This window comes from Pseudomonas sp. S09G 359 (assembly GCF_002843605.1).
Taxonomy (GTDB): domain Bacteria; phylum Pseudomonadota; class Gammaproteobacteria; order Pseudomonadales; family Pseudomonadaceae; genus Aquipseudomonas.
The window spans coordinates 1,891,537-1,911,693 of record NZ_CP025263.1 but is presented as its reverse complement, the minus strand read 5'-3'; the positions used below and the strand labels follow the sequence as shown (position 1 = coordinate 1,911,693).

Here is a 20,157-nt window from a genome sequence, read left to right as displayed (position 1 = left end):
GAAAAGCGTCATAGCAGCGGTTTTAGCGCCGGCCAGACATTTTCCAACAACTTGCCCTGGGCGCCGACCGCCGGGTGCAGTTGATCCGCCTGCATCAGCTCCGGATTGCCGCCAACGCCGTCGAGGAAAAACGGCACCAAAGGGACGTTTTTTTCCTTGGCCAGCGCGCCATACACCTCGGCAAACGCAGTGGTGTAGCGCGGACCATAATTGGGTGGCAATTGCATGCCCAGCAACAGCACCTTGGCACCGCCAGCGGTGGACTGCTCAATCATCGACGCAAGATTTTGTTTCAATTGCGCTGGCGGCTGGCCGCGCAAGCCATCGTTGCCCCCTAATTCGATCACCACCACGTCCGGCTTATGCTCTGCAAGCGCCGCCGGCAGCCGCGCGAGGCCTCCGGCACTGGTGTCGCCGCTGATCGAGGCATTGACCACTTTATCGTCGAAACCTTCGCTCTTGAGCCGTTGCTCCAGCAGCGCGACCCACCCTTTGCGGGTATCCAGGCCGAAACCGGCACTGATACTATCGCCAACGATCAGGACTGTACCCGCCGCTGCGTTCTGGGCCATGCACATCAAGGCCAGGCCAGCACTCAAAAACCACATTCGCATCGGATTCTCCATGGGCGCAAGCATTCTCACCGCGCGGAACCTTAGCAAAGTGGTTCCCAGCGCGGAAGGTGAACTGACTATCCTGCACGAACTGAGCCTGGAACTGAACAAGGGCGATAGCCTGGCTATCGTCGGCGCTTCCGGCTCCGGCAAATCCACCCTCCTGGGCCTGCTGGCCGGCCTCGACCTGCCAAGCAGCGGCGAAGTCACCCTCGCCGGGCAAGCCCTCAGCACCCTTGACGAAGACCAGCGCGCGCGCATCCGCGCCGAGCACGTGGGCTTCGTCTTTCAATCCTTCCAGTTGCTCGACAGCCTCAACGCCCTCGAAAACGTTATGCTGCCGCTGGAGCTGGACGGCCGCAAAGACGCCCGCGAGCGCGCCAGGCACCTGCTCGAGCGCGTCGGCCTGGGCCAGCGCCTCACTCACTCGCCGCGCCAGCTGTCCGGTGGCGAGCAGCAACGGGTCGCAATCGCCCGGGCATTCGCCGCCGAGCCGGACGTGCTGTTTGCCGATGAACCCACCGGCAACCTCGACAGCCACACCGGCGAGCGCATCAGCGACCTGCTGTTCGAACTCAATAAAGAAAGCGGCACGACCCTGGTGCTGGTCACCCACGACGAGCGCCTGGCCCACCGTTGCCGACGCCTGATCCGCCTTGAAGCCGGCCTGATGGTCGCGCCCCTGGAGCCTTGATGGCACGTTTGCCGCTGTTGCGCCTGTTCAGCCTTGCCATGCGCCAATTGCTGCGCGATGCCCGCGCCGGCGAATTGCGCGTGTTGTTCTTTGCCCTCCTGGTGGCTGTGGCCGCCAGCACCGCCATCGGTTACTTCGGTGCCCGCCTGAATGGCGCCATGATGCTGCGCGCCACCGAGTTCCTCGGCGCCGACCTGGTCCTTGAAGGCAGCTCGCCGGCCCGGCCGGAACAAATCCGCTCCGGGACCGAATTGGGCCTGGACCACGCGCGCGTGGTGGAGTTTTCCAGCGTCATTGCTACCGATAACGGCATCCAGCTCTCCAGCATCAAGGCGGTTAACGAGCAATACCCGCTGCGGGGTGAACTGAAGAGCGCCGCCGCGCCGTTTGGCGATGAAACCCCAGGCGGCGGTCCGAAACCCGGTGAAGCCTGGGTCGAGGCGCGGCTGCTGACCGCACTCGACCTCAAGGTCGGCGACAGCATCGACGTGGGCATGAAGACCCTGCGCCTGGCCCGCATCCTGACTTATGAGCCCGACCGCGCCGGCAACTTCTACAGCCTCACGCCCCGGGTCATGATCAACCTGGCGGACCTTGACGCCACCGGCGTGGTCCAGCCCGGCAGCCGCGTCAGTTACCGCGAACTGTGGCGTGGGCCGCAAGCCAGTACGGCGCTGCAAACCTACCGCGACCTGATCAAGCCAGGCCTCGCCGCCAACCAGCGCCTGCAGGACTCACGGGACGGCAACCAACAGATCGGCGGCGCCCTGGGCAAGGCCGAGCGTTACCTGAACATGGCCAGCCTGGTGGCCGTGCTGCTGGCCGGCGTGGCCGTGGCGTTGTCGGCCAACCGCTTTGCCACGCGACGTTTCGACGCCAGTGCATTGTTGCGATGCCTGGGGTTATCGCGACGCGAAGCCATGTTGCTGTTCACCCTGCAACTGAGCGTGCTGGGCCTGCTGGCGAGCTTGACCGGCGCCCTGCTCGGCTGGCTGGCGCAGTTTGGCCTGTTCTACTTCCTGCACGACCTGCTGCCGGCGGACGTACCGCCTGGCGGGTTGCTACCGGCCGTTGCCGGGATCGGTACCGGGCTGGTCGCCCTTGCCGGCTTCGCCCTGCCGCCCTTGGCGGCCCTGGGCCGGGTGCCGCCGCTGCGGGTACTGCGTCGCGACTTGCTGCCGATCCCGTCCAGCACCTGGATGGTCTACGGTGCTGCGCTGTTCGCCCTGGGCCTGATCATGTGGCGCCTCAGCCTCGACCTGGTGCTGACCTTCGCGTTGCTCGGCGGCGGCGTAGTGGCTGCGCTGGTCTTGGGCGGGCTGCTCCTGCTGCTGTTGCAAAGCCTGCGCCGCCTGCTGGCCCGTGCCTCGCTGCCGTGGCGCCTGGGCCTGGGGCAGTTGCTGCGCCACCCACTGGCCGCTGCTGGCCAATCCCTGGCGTTCGGCCTGATCCTGCTGTCCATGGGCTTGATCGCCTTGCTGCGCGGCGAGCTGCTCGACACCTGGCAGAACCAGTTGCCAAAGGACGCGCCCAACTATTTTGCGCTGAATATACTGCCGGCCGACAAAGACGCCTTCGGTGCGCGCCTGCTGGAACTGCAGGCCCAGTCAGCACCGCTGTACCCCGTGGTGCCGGGCCGCCTGATCAGCATCAACGGCGAGCCGGTGCAGGAAATCGTCAGCAAGGACTCCAGTGGCGACCGCGCGGTACAGCGTGATTTGAGCCTGACCTGGGCCGCCGACCTGCCACCGGGCAATGCCCTGACCGCAGGCACCTGGTGGTCGCAGCAACCTGGCGATGATATTCCCGGGGTCTCGGTAGAGGCCAAGGTCGCGGAAAGCCTCAAGCTCAAGCTCAACGACCACCTGGTATTTACCGTAGGCGGGGAAAATCGTGAAGCGCGGGTCACCAGCCTGCGGACTATCAACTGGGATAACTTCCAGCCTAACTTCTTCATGATTTTCCAACCAGGCACTTTGAAGGACCTGCCCGCCACCTACCTGACCAGCTTCTACCTGGCACCGGGCCACGACCAACAGATCGTCGATCTGTCCCGGGCCTTCCCGGCGGTGACCATCCTGCAGGTCGAGGCGCTGCTGGAGCAGTTGCGCAGCATCCTCGCCCAAGTGACGTTGGCAGTGGAATACGTGCTGCTGTTCGTACTGGCGGCCGGGATGGCGGTGCTGTTCTCCGGCCTGCAAGCCACCCTTGATGAGCGTATCCGCCAGGGTGCACTGCTGCGCGCCCTGGGCGCCGAGCGCAAGCTGCTGGTCAAGGCCAGGCGCATCGAGTTCGGTTTGCTCGGTGCGGTGAGTGGGTTGCTGGCAGCGCTGGGAACAGAGCTGGTGACCTGGGGGTTGTACCGCTATGCGTTTGACCTGGTCTGGCAGCCTCACCCATGGCTGTTACTGCTGCCGGTAATCGGTGCCGTGTTGATCGGTGGGGCCGGTGTGTTCGGTACGCGCCGCGCATTGAATGCCAGCCCGTTGACCGTATTGCGCGAAGGCTGAAACCTAGATGGCCCGCGCCCTTTGCAGGGGGCGGGCCACTGCCGGCTACTTCACATACTCGATCCCGGTGATCCACCAGCAGACTTCACCGCCAGGCGTCTGCACCATGGCCTCATCGTCGACTTCCTTGCGCAACAGCGCGCGGGCCATCGGTGAGTCGATGGAGATATAGTCCATCCGGTCATAAATCTCGTCATAACCGACGATACGAAAACGCTTGGTTTCGCCCTGCTCGTTTTCAATATCGACCCAAGCACCGAAAAACACCTTGCCCTCCTGCTCCGGCATGTACTCCACCACACGCATGTCTTCCAGGCGCTTGCGCAGGTAACGAACCCGGCGATCGATCTCACGCAGCAGCTTCTTGTTGTACTGGTAGTCGGCGTTTTCGCTGCGATCACCCAGCGAAGCGGCCCATGTCACTTTGCGCGTGGTGTCCGGACGTTTTTCCCGCCACAGGTAATCCAGCTCTTTCTTAAGCGCCTCATGACCTTCTTTGGTAATCAACTTGGTACTCAAACGTACGCATCCCCGGGCAATGTCCATAGGTGTCGCCAGGCCAGGACATCACGCCCTGGCATCGGCTTGGCAGGCATTGATAATAAATGAACCCGGGAAAGTAGCCAGACCGGTCTAGCCATCCAATGCCTGATCCAGTTCAAGCAGCATGCTTCGCAAGCCCTGCCGCATACCCGACACCTTCGACGCCAGGGCCTTCAGCGCTTCGGCACGTTGGCTCACTGCCAGCGACTGGTCATGTAATTGAGTGGTGCGCTGCTCCAGTGCTCGGGTTTGCTCATCCAACTCGCTTTGCTGCTGCTGCAACCGAGACTGCCATTGCTCGAGCGCGGCGTCCCGTTCGATTGCAGCGAGTTTTTTCTGGGTCAGCTCCTGAGCGACGCGAGCAAGGTTGGTCAGCGTACTGTCCATTTCGAACAACGTGCTGTCGTCCACTGCCGAAAGCGCCGGAACCAGCTCCGGCTCCGGTTCCGTCAGCGCTTCATGCTCACGCGGTACAGCGGGTGCCTCCTCGGGCATTTCGACGGGCACCCGTTGCGGTGCTTCCACAGGAAATTCCTGCACCGGCCGCCGCTCAGGCTCAGGGGCGCTCGCCACCTTGGGGGCAGCACTCATTTGTGATGAAAAACGAATCGAAGGCACGATCAACGAAGCACTTTCGATCGCCGGCAATGCGGGTGCAGACATGCCCAGGGTAATCACCTTCATCACCAATGCCTTCTTGATGATCACCGAGTGATGATCATCGGGCCTCGCAGTCGGCAGCTTGCAGCCTTTCAAATCGACAAAATGATAGGACACCTGGGGGTCGGCAGCAGCACCCGCCTTACTGCCCGACGTTGCCAACATCAGGATTTGCTTGAACACCTGCATGGCCACTTGCAGGTCCTCCTTGGACTCAACGCCGTCCAGGAAATACCGATCGGCTTTTTTACGCAGAGCCGCGATATAGACCCTGGAACTGCCCGGCTCCACCTCTTCATCCAGGCTATAAACAAGAAAATTCGAGGCAATCTGACCCACAGCAAACCCACAGAGCAGTGCTCCGTTAACCGGAGCGTCCTGGCCACTGCGTTCAAGAACAAGGGTACGTAGAAGCATCATGGTAATCAGGCCTTATTACGAAGGGCGACAATTTGAAGGTTGAAATCACATCACAATTGTTTCAGTGACTCGCCTAACAAGCACGTAGGACTCTTCTTATAAATGCCTAGCGCCGTTCCCAAAAGGCACTATTGCCCGTACCCTTTTTTAGCTTCGCACCCTACGTGAGCCAAAACTTGTCGGGTAATAACATGATAGAAATACACAATCTGACAAAACACCTGGACAAGAAAACCATAATTAACAGTTTTTCTTTTATCGCCAATACACAGGAGTGCCTGGGACTCTTTGGCGAGGAACGTGCCGCCAAAACATTACTGCTTAATATGATCGCCGGCACTACAACACCTTCCAGCGGCCATATAAGCATCCACGGGTTCGATACTCAAAACCAAACACTTCACGCAAAAAAACTCGTTGGCTACCAACTTAACCACGGCCTCGACCACCCCACCCTATCGGTTAAAGAGTTTCTTAACTTCATTGCGGCCGTGCGTGGGTTCCATGGCAACGAAAAGCGCTCGCGGGTGGAAGAAGCCGCCACGCGGCTGGAGCTGTGGACGATACTCCACGTCCCTCTAAGCGCACTCTCCACCGGGTGGAAGCGCAAAGTCGCCATCGCCCAAGCCATCCTCCACGGCCCGGCCTTGTTGTTACTGGATGAACCCACCGAGGGGCTTGCGCCGGATGAGAAGTACAGGTTCAGGACGCTGATCCAATCATTGACGCAGGAAATGACAGTCATCATCGCCTCCCGCCACTGTGATGAATTGTCCGAACTCTGTACACGCGCACTGGTTATCGCGGGGGGGCGCCTGGTGGCCGATACCCCGCTGCCCGATTTGCAACGTGAGTCCCGCCATTTTCAGGCGGTCACCCTCACGGCGCAGACGCCCTTGGACCTGCTGGCCCTCGCGGTCCTGCCGGGTGTAGCCGGCATCGAAGAACACCAGCACGCACCCGGCACGGTGACGGTTCTGGCCATGCCGGGGCACGCCATCTCCCCCCATATCCACACGCTTATTGCCAATCGCCGCTGGAACGTCAGCTCACTGAACCTGGAGCCAGGCCGGTTGCACGACGTGATCCATCACCTGAGCCGGGAAACCACCTCTTGAAACTGTTGCCCGTCATATTCAAGCGTCAGCTCACCAGTTATGCCTGCACACCTGGCACCTACCTGAGTATCGCCATCTTTTTAGCCCTGAGCGTGATAGTGGGGCTGCATATAGGCGCGGGGACGGAGCAAAACAGCAGCAACCTGCTGGCCTTCTTCCAGTTTCACCCCTGGCTTTATTTCCTGTTGATACCTGCCCTCGCAACTCAACTTTGGTCAGATGAGTCGAATGCAGGTTTTCTCAGCCTGATCAAAACCTTGCCCATCACCAGGTTTGAATGGGTGCTCGGAAAGTTCCTAGCCGGCTGGGTCGTGCTGGGATTCACCCTGATGTTGATGTTCCCTCTGGTCATCAGAGCCAATTACCTGGGCAGTACTGACAACAGTGTTATTGCCTCACAATTTGCTGCCAGTTGGCTGCTGGCTGGCAGTTACTTGTCCGCCAGCTTTTTTATTTTCACCTTGATACGCCAGCGTACGATCATCGTCATGCTGACCATCGCCTTACTGCTGATAGCCACCGGGCTGTCATCGGTGTTGGAGGCCCTTCAACACCAGGCCCCTATCTGGATGATCGACAGCCTGGCCACGCTCAATCTTTTTTCGCGATTCAGCGCTATCGACGATGGAAAATTTGCACTTCGCGACCTGCTTTACTTCGTTAGCATGATCCTGGCTTTTCTTGCTGCCACAATAGTCACACTCAACTCCAAATACAGTTGAGAAGGGAAGCCCTCAATGCGACACACTCTGCGCAACGGCATGACACTCGCCGTCATACTGTTATTGTTCCTGGCTTTCAACTTGGTATGGGTCGATAAGATTCCCAATATCCGATGGGACTACTCCATACAAAAAACTCATACTTTATCCCCACCTGTACGGCAACTATTGGCGTCACTGGAAAGTCCCCTGGACGTGTATTACTTCAATGCGAACAACGACCCAAAAAGAAGCTACGCGGTAAAACGATACGGTAAGCGCATTGAAGATCTGCTCAAGGAGTATGAAAAAGCGGCTAAGGGCATGATCAATTTGCACGTTATCGAGCCTGCGCCTTTTTCAGAAGATGCCTACAAAGCTGAGCTATTTGGCCTCGACGAAAAAGAGGGGTTTCTTGGCCTGATCGGCACACGTGCCGGCCACGGCGCGCAACGCATCGAATCCTTCAGCCTCGAACGCGAACCGCTGCTCGAGTACGAAGTCAGCCATCTGATCTCTAAGCTGCAGCACCCGGAACGCCCCATGATCGGGCTGCTACCAGGGTTGGCGATGGGAGAATCCGCAAGCCGCCTGCTTAAGCAGTTGCAGCAGCATTTCAACCTGGTCAATCTGGATCCGACCATCGAGCGTATACCGGAACACCTCCAGACTCTGATGGTCGTGCACCCGCACACGCTGGCCGCCCCAACCCTGTATGGGATTGAGCAGTTTGTCTTGAAGGGCGGTCGGTTGATGATGTTTATCGACCCGCTGAGCGAGCAAAATTCAACCGCCACGCCAGCCAACTCGCGGCTGGACGGGCTGCTAGCCGCCTGGGGCATCCAGATGCCGGCAGACAAATGGCTGATCGACGACCTCTACGCATCAGGCGGCGCAAGCAATGCGGCGCAGCACCCAAGCCGATTGGACCTGCCCCGTCAGGCGATGAACACCCATGATGTCAGCACGTGGAAATTGAACGGGGTAACGGTGTCGAGCAGCGGCGCCCTTTCACGCCTGAGTAAAAGTCGCACAACGTTCATCCCGATCCTGCACAGCTCCGAGCGTTCGGAGCTGCTGGGCAGTGAGCGCTTGGCCGGCACCACCGCGCGCGAAGCAGTGAACGATGAAGCGCCCCACCCAGGAAAACGCCATGTGCTTGCTGCCCGTATCGAGGGGCCGGGTTATTCGGCATTCCCTGATGGCATCAAGGGCCAGCCGCCCGGTTTGCAAAAAGCTGCGCAGATCCACGTCGTAGTCGTCGCCGACACGGACCTGCTCCTGGATAACATCAACACCTCAACACCTGACGGCAACTCACTGTTTGTCTTGAACACATTGGATAACCTGTCCGCACCTGATGCCCTCGCGAATATTCGTCCCCGTTTGGCCCAGGAAAGCTCACCGACAGGGTTGCAAACCTTGCGCGACGCGGCAGAGCAAAGCTACCGAGCCAAGGCCGGTGAATTGGAACGGCGCCTTTGGCGCACGGAACAGGAATGGCAACAGTTGAACCCACCGACGAGCGCCCTCGGCACCGAGGCCGTGGACACCTCGATCCAACTGCAAGCCCTCAACAAAGAGCGCCTGCGCCTGCCCATGGAGTTGCATGAGTTGCGGGTCGCGGCTTACGCCCAGGTAAATCGCCTGGAACTGGCGATAAAACTGGTCACGACCTTTACGCTGCCGCTGACGTTATGCCTGATGGCCTGGGCGGTTTTCCTCGGGAATCGCCGGCGCCGCATGCAGGTTCGCGGCACGGTTCACTAAGCGCTCAACGCCTGGCGATCAGCCCCTGACGGGCTATGCGGGTCAGTTGGTGAATCACTTCAACTGCGTTGCTGGCATTGGGGGCCTGGATAACCGCGAGATCGAAGCTGTTAGTGGCAAAGCGCGCAAGGGAGTCGCCGTCTTCGACGAATTGGATCAGGAACGCCGAAGGCCGGCCAGTACGACGCGGCCAACCATCCAGGTAACGCAGGAGCGTCGGCTGGTGCTTGCCGCCAAGCAGGATTTTCGGGTTGCGCTGAGTAAGGTCCGCGGTGATCGGGGCCAGGCGTATCAGGGGGCGTAGTGCATTCATCGTGTCGTGTCTCTGCCTCAAAAGTCTGCGGGCAGGTGAGAGGCAACACCGAACCAGCGCTTTAGCGGTATTTCGAAGCGGTCTCGTCGAGGGAGACCATGCTTCTGTCGGGCTGTATCGAGTCCCGGTGGCGCCCCGCAATTAGCTGTTTAAATCGGCGCATGAGACGCATCCTAGAGAAGCGGGTGGGCCGGTGTCAAGAATCCCGAGCAACGAAAAGGCCCACGCAATGGTGGGCCTTTTCAGAGTTTTACGTGCTGGTCAGTTCGCGATGGCGCGGTCCGCAGACAGTTTGCCGGCGCCTTCCAGCAGTACCGCCAGCGAGCCACCCAGCAAGGCCAGTGCGAATTCGTAACCGTTGTTGGCCATGAACAGACCGTTATGGATATGCACCGAGAAGATCGCCACCAGCGACAGGATCGTCAGGCCCAATGCCGCTGGGCGAACCAGCAAACCAATGATCAAAGCCAGGCCGGCGAAGAACTCGGTACCGCCCGACAACAGTGCCATCAGGGTACCCGGCGCCAGGCCGATGCTTTCCATCCACTGAGCAGTGCCCGCCAAGCCGTAGCCACCGAACCAGCCGAAGAGTTTTTGCGAACCGTGGGCGGCGAAGATGATGCCGACCACAATGCGCAGAATAGTCAGGCCGTAACCGGCGCGGGTGCTCAGGATGTTCTTGATCAGTGGGCTCATGGTGCTAATCCTTTTTGAAGTAGGGGTTGGTTGGCCGCTATATTAATCAGTTTAAACAATGATAAAAGGCGAAAAAATGCCTGATTAATATCGATAAAATCGATTACTTCCGTGAGGCGACTTTCGGCGTTGGCGGTTCCAGGGATTCGCGCTCCCGATCAAACGCCAAGTAATACTTGTTCACGCTATTAACATAGCTGACGCCGCCCATCCCCACTTGCTCCATGGCAATGCGTTCAACCTGGAAGAACCACTGGTTGGGGTTGAGCCCCCGGCGCTTGGCTTCGGTACGCATGCCCTGCACGCGTTCCGGCCCCATGTTGTAAGCCGCCAGCACAAAGGCCATGCGCTCGCGCTCGTTGAGCTTGGGGCTGGAGAAAAACTTGCGGCGAATCATCGACAGGTAACGCGCGCCCGCTTGTACATTGTTGTCGAGGTTCTCGATATTGTTCACCCCCACCCGCTGCGCCGCCGAAGGCGTGATCTGCATCAACCCGGTGGGCCCGCCACTGTTGCGCGCGCCGGGGTCCAGCGCCGACTCCTTGAACGCCAGCGCGGCGAGGTTCAACCAATCCATGCCCTGCTCACGCGCGTGTTTTTGCAGCACCGGGCGTAGTTTCTCCAAGCGCTGGCGGTCGACCCGGGCCAGCGGGTTGCGCACCTGATACAGGCGTCGGTAGATCCGCTGGAACGCCACATCCTGGTCGGCGGGGGTTCGATAGGTCTTGAGGAATCGATCAATGCTGGCCCGCAGCATCGACGCATCCTGGCGCACAAACCAATACTCGTCGCCGGGCTCGCTGATGGCTACCTGCTTGTCGAAACGCAATTTGGGCAGGATCTTCGACCAGCGCTCGGCAATCGGCTTCTCGACAATGGTCAGGTGGAAAATACCCGCCTGCACCATCTCCAGCACATCCTCCACGGCCAGGGTCGGGTCAACCCACTCCACCTTGATCGGCGGCTGCTTGTGCAGGGCCAGCTTCTGGTTGACCTGGCTGATCGCATCCGCCGCCGCGCTGCCGGTGGTCAGCGCCAGCGTACGCCCCGACAACTGCTCCAACTTGGTAAAGCGCCGCTCGCCCTTCACCCCCACCAGCCACAACGGCACATCGCTGGCAATCGGGTCGCTGGTGCTGATCTTGTGCGCGGCCTTCACATCGAGCAGTTCACCGGGGGCCACCAGGTCGCCTTCACCACGGGCCAGGGCGCCGAGCAACTGGTCCTTGGCCTTGGGAATGATCTTGAGGTTGATTTCCTGGCCATCACGGGCATGCCCATTGAGGTACTGCTCGAAGGCGCGCAGGCGGTGGTATTCCACACCGACGGCCTGGCCCTGCACTTCGCCGGAACTGTTGCGGCTCTGGTTGACCAATACGCGCAGGGTGCGGCTGGAGCGGATTTCCGCCAGGTCACGGACCTTGCCGGGTTTGGTCACTTCCAGCGGCCCGTCCAAGCGCGCGACCGCCGCCAGGGGCAGCAGTAACGTCACGCACAACATAAGCAACGCCGAGGGTCGGATCATCCGCTCTCCGGAAAGAATACTGGCCAACGCCCTCGCGAAAAACGCGGCGCTGGGGGTCAGAAACAGAGCGCTTTATGCGCTGGCAAGGCGCGCAACGGTGGCACAGGGTAAGGCGTTCGGCCAACCACAATGTCACTTGCGACGTTCAAAGACAGCTATAACTCGTTGTAGTTCTTCGATTTTCTTATAAATCTACAGCTCTGATATGCTTTCCGTCCGCAGGCGGAGGTAGCACCATGCAACTCATTGATATCGGCGTCAACCTGACCAACCCCAGTTTCGACGAGAAGCACCAGGCGGTGCTCGACCGAGCCTACGCCGCTGGCGTGCAACAATTGGTGCTCACCGGCACCAGCGTCGACGGCAGCGAACACGCGCTGGAACTCTGCGTAAAGCTCGACGAAAGCGCGCAACGCCTGTTCAGCACCGCCGGCATCCACCCCCACTCCGCCAGCGACTGGAACGGCGACAGCGCCCAGCGTTTACGCGGCCTGCTCAGCGAAACTCGCGTACGTGCCGTGGGCGAATGCGGGCTGGATTTCAACCGGGATTTTTCCCCGCGACCGCAACAGGAAAAAGTCCTCGAAGAACACCTGGCCCTGGCCGTCGAGCTGAAACTGCCGGTGTTCCTGCATGAGCGTGACGCCAACCAGCGCCTGCTGGAGATCCTCAAGGACTACCGCGACCACCTCACCGCCGCCGTGGTGCACTGTTTTACCGGCGAACAGCAGGCGTTGTTCAGCTACCTCGACCTCGACCTGCACATTGGCATCACCGGCTGGATCTGCGATGAACGCCGTGGGACGCACCTGCACCCGCTTGTAAGAGAAATTCCGCGTGGCCGTCTGATGCTGGAAAGCGACGCGCCGTACCTGCTGCCGCGCACCTTGCGGCCCAAACCCAAAAACGGTCGCAACGAACCGGCCTACTTGCCGGAAGTGCTGCGCGAAGTGGCCCTGCACCGCAATGAAAGCGTGGAAGACCTGGCCGCGCACAGCACCGCCAGCGCACGTAGTTTTTTTGGGTTACCTGCCGTGGATTGATGCGGTGCATTGACCCATGTCAAAACCGGTTTGCTGAGTAGCGGCACAATAATGGCACCTTGCCAATGCTGTTTCCGCTATCAGAGAAAACCTTCCATGGGTGCCTGGCTTAGCAATATCTCGCTGAAGTACAAATTCTGGGCCGTCAACGCGGTCGCTTTCATCACCACCCTGCTGCTGGTGCTGTACGCCGTGCAGCTCGAACAACAGGCGCGCAGCACGGCGTCCCAGGCCTCGGCGCAGGCCCAGGGGCGATTGCTGAGTGCCTGGCCCGCCGATAAACCGCTGCCCAAGGGCGAGCAATGGCTGACCTTCGCGCGCGGCCAAGTCCCACAACTGGCCGATCTGGATCTGTCAGCCCTGAGCCGCGCCACGGGCTGGGTCGAACTCAACCACATGCCGCTGTTCGGCGAAAATCCGCTGATGGGCGCCGAAGTCATTGCACGCCCGGATGGGCAATACATCGCCGTACTCGCCTACGCGCCAAGCTTGCGCCAGGTATTCGGCGAACGCTTCGCCAACTATGCCGTGGCGGTGGCGATCCTGATGCTGGCGATGCTCTGCGCCTCGCAGCTCTTGATCCGCTTCCTGCTCAGCCAGCTCAACACCCTCAAGGACGTGATGCTGCACGTCGAGAAAACCGGCGATCTGTCAGCCCGCGTGCCATTGGCCTGTAAGGATGAGGTCGGCCAGATGGCCAGCGCTTTCAACGCCATGCAGGCCGGCTACCAACGCGTGGTCAACACCGTGGCGCGCACCGCCCGGCAACTGGACGACGGCGCCGCGCGCCTGGCCAGCAGCATGAACGACGTGCAGCACGGCATGCTTGGCCAGCAAAGCGAAACCGACCAGGCCGCCACCGCGATCAATGAAATGACCGCCACCGTCTACCACATCGCCCAACATGCCGGCGCCACCCGGGACCTCTCCCAGACCGCCGATACCCTGGCCGGCAGCGGCCAGGAAGTGGTCACCCGGGTACAACGCTCGATTGCCGGGCTGTCCACCGGTGTGCAACAGACCGCCGAAATGATCCAGAAACTGGCCGAGGACAGCCAGAAAATCAACGGCGTGGTCAGTGTGATCCACAGCATCGCCGAACAGACCAACCTGCTGGCCCTCAACGCCGCCATCGAAGCCGCCCGCGCCGGCGAAATGGGCCGTGGGTTTGCGGTGGTCGCCGACGAAGTGCGCAACCTGGCCAAGCGCGTACAAAACTCCACTGATGAAATCACCCATATGGTCTCGGCACTGCAGGCCGGCACCCGCGACGCGGTGGACTTCATGCAGGAAAGCTCGTTCAAGGCCGACGACTGTGTGCAACAAGCCCAGGAAGCCGGCGCCGCACTCGCCGAAATCACCAGCGCCGTGGCACAGATGCGCGAGAGCAACACCCAGATCGCCGTCGCCGCCGAACAGCAAAGCCACGTGGCCGAAGAGATGAACCGCGCAGTGGTGAGCATTCGTGATGTGACCGAGAACACCGTGCAGCAAACGGTGGATTCGGCGACGACCAGTAATGAGCTGGCGACCTTGGCTGGGGAGTTGAGCAAGGCGATTGGGCAGTTGAAGTTGTAAGACGGTTCAACCTGTAATCCTTCTCCCACAACAAAGCCTCAATGAGCCTGAGGTTTTGGCGAAACCTCCTACCTATCCCGGCGAATAAAGCCGACTTCTTTCCCCTTCCAACCCCTCCAAAGTCTCTCGCCTGATCAATCAGCGCGAGGGACCGCCGATGCACTTCTCCGTTAATGCCCTGCTCAAAGGGGCAGCCTCTTGAACCCGGCCATCGGCCGCTTGGCCCTGGCTCCCATGGACGTGAAGGCGCCTGATATCGAGGGCGTCTTCAGCGACTTCCGCGACTGCCTGAACACCTTTGACGAATGGGCCGATAGTTTCTGGAGCTTTTCGGCACTGGACGTCGAGCAGGTGTTCAAGGTGGGGGATGAGGTGCAGTTGGTCGCGCCGGTATCCTCAAAAACACCCAGCCGCACCGTGGCCATGTGCAGAGCCCAAGGCTCGCTGACCCTGGTGCATATGTTCGAAAGCACGCGGTTCGTGCCCATCGGCAATACGCCGGTGATGCTGCAAGCCATTGCAGCGGATGGCCGCCCATCAGGCCCCCCGCTCCATCACACCATTGGCCCCAGCGGCATCCTTGAAATCAAGGACTGCACCCGCGACCAGCAATACCAGATCACCTTTTACCCCAACGTTTCCAAGGATCACGTCAAGGCGCTGTATGCGTCTTATCAGTCGGTGATCTCAGGGCTGGAAGCGCGTTTGCGCGAAGAGTGGAACAACACCTTCCAGGATCAGTGGAACGACTACACCGACGCCACTCCGCTTGATCGTCGCAGGATGGTCGAAGCGGCGTTTCTCAGCGGCATGGGTAAAGCGCTTTACAACCTGTGGGACAACATCGCACAGCTGTATGAGCTGCTGGGGGACATCCAGGCCAACAGTGAAAAGTTGCTTCACTACGTCTCTCAAGCCGAACTCGATGAGCTGTTGAAGCTGGGCAAGGACAAGATCACCCTGGGTCTGCTGGCGCTTAGTGATGAGCCGCTGCTGTTTATCCATGTGGCCGCGATGGTCAGCTGGATGCGGTTGCTGCCGCCGCCGCAGATGAATGAGCTGATGGGGGAGATCACCGGGGAGGTGTTGATCAACCTGCTGCTGATTTGGGCAACGGCAGGTATGGGGGTGGCGGTGCGCCTGGGGGGGCAGGCGCTTGAGTCTATCAAGTCCAGGCGGGCGCGTGGGCTGTTGGAGTTGCTGGCCAAACAGTTGGTCGGGCCGAAGCTGGAGCCGCATGTCGAAGCGGCTAAACCTTTGTTGCTGGGGAGTCCGGCGACCTCGATCAAGACGGTGCCGGCTGCGCAGTTGAAGGCTGGGGAGCAGTTGGTTGCCAACCCGGTGCCAGCGGTGCGCAGCAAATCCCAGCAGACGGTGTTGGTCAGGCAGGAACACGTAGATGACGTTCCCCTGTCGGCGAAAAACCCGAAGGGGGATGCGGCAGCTTCTGCGGATAAGACTGCTACCAATGGTTGCCCGGTGTCGATGGTCACTGGCGAGGAATTGCTGACGCTGACCGATGGGACGCTGGATGGGGTGCTGCCGTTTGAGTGGTCTCGGTTGTATCGCACCAGTGCGGTGGAAGTGGATTGCGGGTTGGGGTTTGGGTGGAGTCATTCGCTGGCGCAGCGGCTTGCTGTTTCTGGCGAATCGGTGGTGTGGACGGACCAAGAAAATCGGTCGACCACCCTGCCCTTGCCTACCGTTTCTCGACCGGCAATCACCAATAGCCTGGCCGAATCGGCTATTTATTTGGGCGCTTCGCCTGATGAACTGGTGCTGGCCCAGGTCTCGCGTTTCTATCATTTTCGCGATGGCGTGCTGGTCTCGATCAGCGATGCGTATGACAACCGGTTGCGGATTATTCGGGACTACTCCGGGCGTATTGAGCGGCTGGATAACGGTGTCGGGCGCTCGCTGTTTTTGCGCTATGCGTCGGGTCGCATCGTCGCGGTGGACTATCAGGTTCAGCGCGCCAAGGGCCATGAACCCTTTGAATGGGTTACCGAGTTTTGCATTGTTTCCTACGCCTATGACGACGCTGGCCGGCTGACCTCGGCGACCAATGCTGTAGGTGAATGTGAGGTTTATCGGTACGACGATCAGCACGTCATATTGGAACGTGGGCTGGCCGGTGGGGCGAGCTTCTTTTGGGAGTGGGAACGCGCGGGTAAGGCGGCACGCTGTGTCCGGCACTGGGCCAGCTTTTCACAGATGGACACGCGCTATGCCTGGGACGACAACGGCGGCGTCACGGTGCACAACGCCGATGGTAGCCAGGAAGTGTACGTCCACAATGACCGTGCGCGGCTGGTGCAGCGCATCGATCCGGATGGTGCCGAGCACTTTAAATCCTACGACGCGAAGGGCCGGCTGACGGTTGAGCAAGACCCGCTGGGGGCGGTGACGGCGTATCAATACGACGAAGCCGGACGCTTGGTGGCGTTGTTTCCGGGGACGATGAGCCGACTTCCTACGAGCATGACAATGGTTTCGTACGGGTCGTGCGGCGTGGAAAAGCAGTCTGGAAATATGAGCGCAACGATCAAGGCGATGTCGTCCGTAAGACAGATCCCGAAGGCCACGTCACCGACTACAGCTACGACAAAAAAGGCCAGCTGATTGGGGTTTGGTATCCGGATCACAGCTGTCTGCGCCGGGTGTGGAATGAGCGTGGCCAGCTCATTGAAGAACAGCTGCCGAATGGTGGGATCAAGCGTTATCGCTATGACGATCTTGGACGGCAGATTGCGCGGGAGGATGAGGTTGGGTCCCTGACCCAGTATCAGTGGGACAGCGTGGGCCGCTTGATTCGCTTGGTGTTGCCAGGCGGCGCGGCGCGGGAATACAGCTACAACCCCTACGGAAAAATCACCGCTTAACGCGATGAGCTGGGGCACGTCACCCGCTACGAATACGCCGATGGGCTGCACCTGATCAGCCGCCGTATCAACGCCGATGGCAGCCAGGTCAAGTATCGCTATGACAATGTTCGGTTGCTGCTGACCGAAATTGAAAATGAAGTCGGCGAGACTTACACACTCGACTACCACCCCAACGGCCTGATCCAGCAGGAAACCGGGTTCGACGGCCAGCGTACGGCCTACGTCTATGACCTCAACGGCAACCTGCAGGAAAAGACCGAACACGGCGATGACGGCAGTCAGCTGGTTACCCGCTACGAGCGCGACCACGCCGGGAGGCTCGTACGAAAAACTCTGCCAAATGGCGATAACGTCGATTACGTCTACGACCGCCAAGGCAACCTCCTAAGCGTCGACGATAACCACTGGTTTCTCGCCTACGAGTACGACGCCCAAAACCGCCTCACCGCCGAACACCAGGGTTGGGGCACCTTGCGCTATGGCTACGACGCCTGCGGCCAACTGCAAAACCTACGGCTGCCGGACAATAACCGCCTGGTGTTCAACCATGGCAAAGCCGGCCACTTAGCCACCGTCGAACTAAATGGCACGCTGCTAACCTCGCACCTGTTCAAAGCCGGCCAGGAACAGCAACGCCAACAAGGCCAACTTCTCAGCCACTACCACTACGACGACCAACAGCGCCTGCACGCCCACGCCGTCACCCAACAGCAACACACGCTTTACCAACGCCAATACGACTACGACAAATCCGGCAACCTCAACCGCCTGCTCGACACCCGCAAAGGCGAACACCACTACCACTACAACCCGCTGAACCACCTCACCCGCGCCGACCACTCCCAAGACATCCAGGAACGCTTCGCCCACGACCCCGCTGGCAACCTCCTGATGCAAGACCGCCCCGGCCCCGACATCGTCGCCGGCAACCGCCTGACCATCCAGGGCGACCGCCATTACGACTACGACACCTTCGGCAACCTCATCCGCGAACGTCGCGGCAAAGGCCATCAACTCGTCACCGAATACCGCTACGACAGCCAACACCGCCTGATCGGCCTCACCCAACCCAACGGGCAGAAGGCCAGCTATCGCTATGACCCGTTCGGTCGGCGCATCAGCAAAACAGTGGACGACATCACCACCGAGTTTTTCTGGCAAGGCGACAAGCTGATTGCCGAACACCATGCAGACCGACATCGCAGCTACGTCTACGAGCCGGATAGTTTCAGACCATTAGTGCTACTCGAAGGCTACGGCCCAAAAGAAACCAAACCCTACCACTACCAACTCGACCACCTCGGCACACCTCAGGAACTCACCGACCCCGACGGCGAAATCGTCTGGTCCGCCCACTACCGCGCCTACGGCGAAATCGCCCGCCTCGACGTAGGCAAAGTCGACAACCCGCTGCGCTTCCAAGGCCAATACTTCGACCCGGAAAGCGGGCTGCACTACAACCGCCATCGCTACTACAATCCGGATATTGGTCGCTACCTGACGCCGGACCCGGTGAAGCTGGCGGGAGGGATTAACGCTTACCAGTATGTGCCCAACCCGACCGGGTGGGTGGATCCTTTAGGGCTCAGCGCAAATTGCTCTGGGTCAATAAAAAGAGATCCATCCTGCGCCACTCCAACTCAACCGGACGTCCCTGACGTTTCTCGTAAGGGGGCTTTCAGGCAAGCTAAAAGAGATGCTCGTATACCGATGAATCAAAGCCCAGATGTGATAATCCACCCGAAAACAGGTCAACCGACCCAGTACAAAATGGAAAACATGACCGATTTGAACGACAAAAAAATATTGGATGCCGCTGGTCATCCTATCAAGACGAGGGTATATCAGTTTACAAGAGAAGATGGCTCTCAGGTCCTCATTCAAGATCACTCAGCCGGGCATAAATTCGGTCGAACGGATGGCATTGGCGATCAAACAACACATTTCAATTTACGGTCTATTGAACAACCTCGGAACGGCAAATTAATCGGCGCAGAAGCACACTATTTCTTCAGGAAGAAAAATGAAATATTGGAATGAGCTAGATACAAATATTTTTTTTGAAAAAATCTTCACCCAACCTGTAGAGATAGGAGAAATCACTATATTTTCTTTACAAATAGATAACGACCGGCCTTCTCTGGGAATTGGTTTCGATATACCTGACTTCCCAGATTCACTACCAGAAAAATGGAAAAACAAAGGTTACAACGTTTGCAGGCTTGGTATTGACTGCTATGGCATTAGCGATCTGAAGATACTAAACATCCCCACTCGAGATACTTTTTTTTTAAAAATAACAAAAGAAGATGAACAGACGTTCTTCCATGCTACCAACAAAAACTCCTTAATTGAATTCAAGGCCCAGAGCATCTCCATCTGCAACCCTAATGTTTACATAAGAGGCGATGATGAGGACTTTTGAACCAAGCAGCACTATAAATAAAAATACTACAAGCAAGAAATTTAGAAAATTAAACACCGAAACTAATTAATATGAGCTATTGGACTTTCATTCCGGGGGGGGGGGGGGGGGGGGGGGGGGATAGGAACTTCACGTTTCTGGTGCACATAGACGACCACGAATGCGTCATTTTGGGGTAAAAATAGCTGACCATAACTTGCCCTCTATGACCTCTATAGCCAACCCCAATTCGCCCCCCCCACCCAACCCCACCTAAACTCTCTCCATGTTGTTTCAACGGACAGAGGATTCACCATCATGGGCAAACGTCATCCCAATCTCCCCGCCTGGCAATGGCGTAACTACCCGCAAAACCACCAGCACCCGACCAACCTGGCGCTGCACCTGATTGCTGTGCCGCTGTTTATCATCGGGTTTCTGTTGATTGTTTCCGGGGTGTTCAGCCTGAGCCTGGCCAGTTTCGCCGTTGGGGTGGTTGGCATCCTGGCCGGCCTGGCGTTACAGCGGCATGGGCATAGTCTGGAAGCCCAGGCCAATGAACCATTCAGTGATCGTAAAGACGCGGTGCAGCGCCTGGTGGTTGAACAGTTCGTGACCTTTCCGCGCTTTGTGTTGAGCGGTGGTTGGTGGCGTGCCTGGCGGCAGCGCCACAGGCATTAAAA

The 20,157-nt window shown here is 59.1% G+C and carries 15 protein-coding genes and 1 pseudogene; 10 read left to right on the top strand and 6 right to left on the bottom strand.

What is annotated here, in order from left to right:
• Nucleotides 1–8 precede the first annotated feature (8 nt).
• Nucleotides 9–614, bottom strand: coding sequence for an arylesterase (locus CXQ82_RS08655; RefSeq protein ID WP_101267930.1), 606 nt, complete (start codon nt 612–614; stop codon nt 9–11).
• A 10-nt stretch (nt 615–624) separates the two neighbouring features.
• On the opposite strand from CXQ82_RS08655, the gene CXQ82_RS08650 reads away from it, so the two are divergent.
• Together CXQ82_RS08650 and CXQ82_RS08645 are read left to right on the top strand one after the other, a co-directional pair.
• Nucleotides 625–1,308, top strand: a complete 684-nt coding sequence (locus tag CXQ82_RS08650) for an ABC transporter ATP-binding protein (RefSeq protein WP_010176179.1) — start codon at nt 625–627, stop codon at nt 1,306–1,308.
• The gene (locus CXQ82_RS08645) at nt 1,308–3,818 is read left to right on the top strand and encodes an ABC transporter permease (RefSeq protein WP_101267928.1); all 2,511 of its coding nucleotides are present in this window, start codon (nt 1,308–1,310) and stop codon (nt 3,816–3,818) included. Before CXQ82_RS08650 ends, CXQ82_RS08645 begins: the two co-directional genes overlap by 1 nt.
• A 45-nt stretch (nt 3,819–3,863) precedes the next feature.
• Here the strand turns inward: CXQ82_RS08645 and greB are convergent, their stop codons facing one another.
• Nucleotides 3,864–4,337 (bottom strand): transcription elongation factor GreB, encoded by a 474-nt coding sequence (gene greB / locus CXQ82_RS08640; protein WP_101273745.1) that lies wholly within the window; start codon nt 4,335–4,337, stop codon nt 3,864–3,866.
• Nucleotides 4,338–4,451: 114 nt separating this feature from the next.
• Nucleotides 4,452–5,441: a hypothetical protein gene (locus CXQ82_RS08635; protein ID WP_101267926.1), complete on the bottom strand. Its 990-nt coding sequence runs from the start codon at nt 5,439–5,441 to the stop codon at nt 4,452–4,454.
• 191 nt (nt 5,442–5,632) lie between these two features.
• Here CXQ82_RS08635 and CXQ82_RS08630 point away from each other — a divergent pair, with 191 nt between their 5' ends.
• Genes CXQ82_RS08630 through CXQ82_RS08620 form a run of 3 tightly spaced genes read left to right on the top strand, consistent with a single transcriptional unit; the run spans nt 5,633 to nt 9,030 of the window.
• The gene (locus CXQ82_RS08630; RefSeq protein WP_101267924.1) at nt 5,633–6,559 is read left to right on the top strand and encodes an ABC transporter ATP-binding protein; all 927 of its coding nucleotides are present in this window, start codon (nt 5,633–5,635) and stop codon (nt 6,557–6,559) included.
• On the top strand, nt 6,556–7,281 hold the full coding sequence (locus tag CXQ82_RS08625; RefSeq protein WP_101267922.1) for an ABC transporter permease: 726 nt from the start codon (nt 6,556–6,558) through the stop codon (nt 7,279–7,281). Before CXQ82_RS08630 ends, CXQ82_RS08625 begins: the two co-directional genes overlap by 4 nt.
• A gap of 15 nt (nt 7,282–7,296) precedes the next feature.
• The gene (locus CXQ82_RS08620; RefSeq protein ID WP_101267920.1) at nt 7,297–9,030 is read left to right on the top strand and encodes a Gldg family protein; all 1,734 of its coding nucleotides are present in this window, start codon (nt 7,297–7,299) and stop codon (nt 9,028–9,030) included.
• Nucleotides 9,031–9,034: 4 nt separating this feature from the next.
• On the opposite strand, the gene CXQ82_RS08615 is transcribed toward CXQ82_RS08620, so the two are convergent.
• The 3 genes from CXQ82_RS08615 to CXQ82_RS08605 all read right to left on the bottom strand — a co-directional run bounded on the left by CXQ82_RS08615 (nt 9,035) and on the right by CXQ82_RS08605 (nt 11,564).
• Entirely contained in the window at nt 9,035–9,343 is a 309-nt protein-coding gene (locus CXQ82_RS08615; RefSeq protein WP_101267918.1) for a hypothetical protein, read from the bottom strand.
• A 261-nt stretch (nt 9,344–9,604) separates the two neighbouring features.
• A complete protein-coding gene (locus tag CXQ82_RS08610; protein WP_101267916.1) occupies nt 9,605–10,039 on the bottom strand; it encodes a DoxX family protein in 435 nt (144 codons plus the stop codon).
• A 103-nt stretch (nt 10,040–10,142) separates the two neighbouring features.
• Nucleotides 10,143–11,564 (bottom strand): transglycosylase SLT domain-containing protein, encoded by a 1,422-nt coding sequence (locus CXQ82_RS08605; RefSeq protein WP_101267914.1) that lies wholly within the window; start codon nt 11,562–11,564, stop codon nt 10,143–10,145.
• A gap of 236 nt (nt 11,565–11,800) precedes the next feature.
• On the opposite strand from CXQ82_RS08605, the gene CXQ82_RS08600 reads away from it, so the two are divergent.
• The 5 genes and pseudogenes from CXQ82_RS08600 to CXQ82_RS08580 all read left to right on the top strand — a co-directional run bounded on the left by CXQ82_RS08600 (nt 11,801) and on the right by CXQ82_RS08580 (nt 20,155).
• Entirely contained in the window at nt 11,801–12,607 is an 807-nt protein-coding gene (locus CXQ82_RS08600; RefSeq protein WP_101267912.1) for a TatD family hydrolase, read from the top strand.
• 96 nt (nt 12,608–12,703) lie between these two features.
• Nucleotides 12,704–14,185 carry a methyl-accepting chemotaxis protein gene (locus CXQ82_RS08595; RefSeq protein WP_101267910.1) on the top strand — a complete coding sequence of 494 codons (1,482 nt, stop codon included), beginning with the start codon at nt 12,704–12,706 and terminating at the stop codon, nt 14,183–14,185.
• A gap of 234 nt (nt 14,186–14,419) precedes the next feature.
• Nucleotides 14,420–19,110 (top strand): annotated as a pseudogene (locus tag CXQ82_RS08590) (RHS repeat-associated core domain-containing protein).
• Nucleotides 19,094–19,495 (top strand): Imm50 family immunity protein, encoded by a 402-nt coding sequence (locus CXQ82_RS08585; protein ID WP_101267906.1) that lies wholly within the window; start codon nt 19,094–19,096, stop codon nt 19,493–19,495. Before CXQ82_RS08590 ends, CXQ82_RS08585 begins: the two are co-directional and overlap by 17 nt.
• A gap of 297 nt (nt 19,496–19,792) precedes the next feature.
• Nucleotides 19,793–20,155: an Mpo1-like protein gene (locus CXQ82_RS08580; protein ID WP_101267904.1), complete on the top strand. Its 363-nt coding sequence runs from the start codon at nt 19,793–19,795 to the stop codon at nt 20,153–20,155.
• Nucleotides 20,156–20,157: the final 2 nt, after the last annotated feature.